The organism is Pseudomonas sp. PDM25 (assembly GCF_019219045.1).
Classification (GTDB): Bacteria; Pseudomonadota; Gammaproteobacteria; order Pseudomonadales; family Pseudomonadaceae; genus Aquipseudomonas.
The window spans coordinates 1-363 of record NZ_JAHUWL010000079.1; the positions used below are offsets into that span (position 1 = coordinate 1).

Sequence of the window (363 nt, forward strand, 5' to 3'; positions counted from 1 at the left end):
CTTTCAGGCAGCGCTTCAATTGACCGAGCAAACCGGCTTCTTTGAGCTGATCGTTGATCGTCTTTTCGATCAGCGTCTCAAGCTGCTGCATGGACTTCACTTGCTCGGCAAAAGCCGCCTTGAGCAGCGGCTCATTCGACCAGCTCTGCACCAAGCCGACCCTGGCCTGGACCAAGGCTGCGCGACGGCGGAAAAGGCTCAGGAGCTGGCGGTACAGCGGTGAGGGCGGGGTCCAAGGACGCAACTCCTCGGCTTCGTTCTTCAGGTAACGAGCCAGCAGCTTGGCATCCAGTGCGTCGGTTTTGGCGCGGATCTTCACGCCTTCGCGATAATGTTTGAGTTCATAGCCTCCCACCATGTAAA

General features: G+C 57.9%; 1 protein-coding gene. It reads right to left on the bottom strand.

What is annotated here, in order from left to right; genetic code table 11:
• Positions 1-363 (bottom strand): transposase (locus tag KW848_RS32755; RefSeq protein ID WP_218539187.1); only part of this gene is annotated, 363 nt, incomplete at both ends.